The sequence below is a fragment of the Methylibium rhizosphaerae genome, from assembly GCF_006386545.1.
GTDB classification, from domain to species: Bacteria; Pseudomonadota; Gammaproteobacteria; order Burkholderiales; family Burkholderiaceae_C; genus Pseudorivibacter; species Pseudorivibacter rhizosphaerae.
The window spans coordinates 1-1686 of the sequence record NZ_SWAR01000110.1 but is presented as its reverse complement, the minus strand read 5'-3'; the positions used below and the strand labels follow the sequence as shown (position 1 = coordinate 1686).

2 protein-coding genes are annotated in these 1686 nt (G+C 60.0%); one reads left to right on the top strand and one right to left on the bottom strand.

What is annotated here, in order from left to right; genetic code table 11:
- A partial coding sequence (locus E8D38_RS27580) for a phage integrase N-terminal SAM-like domain-containing protein (RefSeq protein WP_181179548.1) occupies nt 1–561 on the bottom strand: 561 nt, incomplete at its 3' end.
- Between the two features lie 647 nt (nt 562–1208).
- On the opposite strand from E8D38_RS27580, the gene E8D38_RS29595 reads away from it, so the two are divergent.
- Nucleotides 1209–1481: a DUF7710 domain-containing protein gene (locus E8D38_RS29595; RefSeq protein WP_140637474.1), complete on the top strand. Its 273-nt coding sequence runs from the start codon at nt 1209–1211 to the stop codon at nt 1479–1481.
- The last annotated feature ends 205 nt before the right edge of the window (nt 1482–1686 follow it).

Below are 1686 nucleotides of genomic sequence, written 5' to 3'. Positions count from 1 at the left end.
CGGTGCCACGAGGGAGCGAGGCAACATCACCACCCGATCCTTGCCGCCCTTGCCCTCCCGCACCAGGATCACCTGCCGGTCGAACTCCAGGTCCTTGACGCGCAACTGCAGGCCTTCGTTCAGCCTCATGCCGGTGCCATACAACAACTTGGCCAAGGTGCGGTGCGAAGGGTCGATCACCGACAGCACGCGCGCCACCTCGTCCGGAGCCAAGACCACAGGCAGGCGCCGCGCTTGCCTGGGCCGACCGATATCCTGCAACCAGGGCAGATCGATGCCCAGCACCTTGCCGTAGAAGAACAGCAACGCCGACAAAGCCTGCGTGTGGGTGGCCGCGGCCAGGCCGCGTTCATTGGCCAGCCAACTCAGGAAGGCCTGGACCTCCGTCGGTCCCATCGATGCCGGGTGACGCACACCGTGGAAGCGGATGAAGGCACGCACCCAGTAGACGTAACTCTTCTCGGTGCGGGGGCTGTAGTGCAGGTAGCGCACACGCTCGCGCAGCTGGTCAAGCACCTTGGCTGACTTCAGCGGGGGCAGGGCGGGCGCGCCGGTTTTCACGGGTCATTTATACTGTATGCGCGTACAGCCCGCTTCGGCAGCCCAGGCAACAAGCGGGTTTGCCGAGGGCTATCCCGCCTTTGGGTGGGGAGAGCGGCGGTTCTATCCAGCTATTCTGCTGGCCATAACAAAGTTAGGCGTCAAAAGTGGATCTCGCGCACACGCTCATGTCGACCCCAATGCGAGCCTTCGTCTGCGCTTGCGCTTTCTGTGCCGTGTACTTCATTGCCTTGTTCTCGGCACCGTCCCTTCATTCCACAGGGTCCAGAACCTTGGGCTTGCCATTGGTCGTTGTGCTGCACGCCATCCCCATGTTTGCATCCGCAGCGCTGCTTAGGCTCGGGCCGAAGCACTACACAAGATCAAAAGGCGTCGCAGCTTTTCAGACAATTGCGGCTGCGATACTTGCACCGCTTCTGGCGTGGTATGTCGTTGCCTTCGCCTCCGTCCTTGTCACTGGCGAGGGCTTGTGAGCCATGCACAGCATGACGCCTAACCCTTCCATCGACCGGACATGTTCCAGCGGTCTTCGCCTGCTTCCACATGCCGCTCATGTCGAACGTTAGGCCTCACAAGGCTCCCAACGGGCACGCTCACCCTTTCAGCATCCGAAGCGCCTACACGACATCAACCCTCTGTCAAAATTTATGAAGCGAGCTACGGTTTGGGTCTTTTCCGGCACCAGAGCAACTTTTCCGTCTGGCGTGTTCCAGACGAAAGAAGAGGCGGAGTCCTGGATTCGGGAAAATCGCCTGAGCGGAACACTCACTCAATACCCTGTCGGTATCGGCACCTACGATTGGGCGGTTCAGGAAGGCTTCTTCAAGCCCAAGAAGCCAGAGCACTCTCTCCCAAGCTTCATTCAGTCCTTTTCAAGCGCTAGCCAGGATCACTATCACTATGAGAACGGTGAGCAGTAAGTCGTCAAACACCAAGTCGTCTTCTCTCCCGCCAAGGCCTAACCCCTCCGTCAAGGGGACTGGCCTGCGGCCAGCCCCTTACGTCGAACGTTGGGCGTCATAGGAGGCGTGGTGGAGCACTGGGAATGCAGGGCTTGCAGGGCACTTACGTCGACGCACCTCAACCAGTGCTGGAACTGCCATTCCATCAAAGGCGAACTGCCGC

Bases quoted from the DNA above. Each gene is read 5' to 3' on its own strand.
- E8D38_RS29595 (WP_140637474.1), top strand. From the start codon at position 1,209: ATGAAGCGAGCTACGGTTTGGGTCTTTTCCGGCACCAGAGCAACTTTT.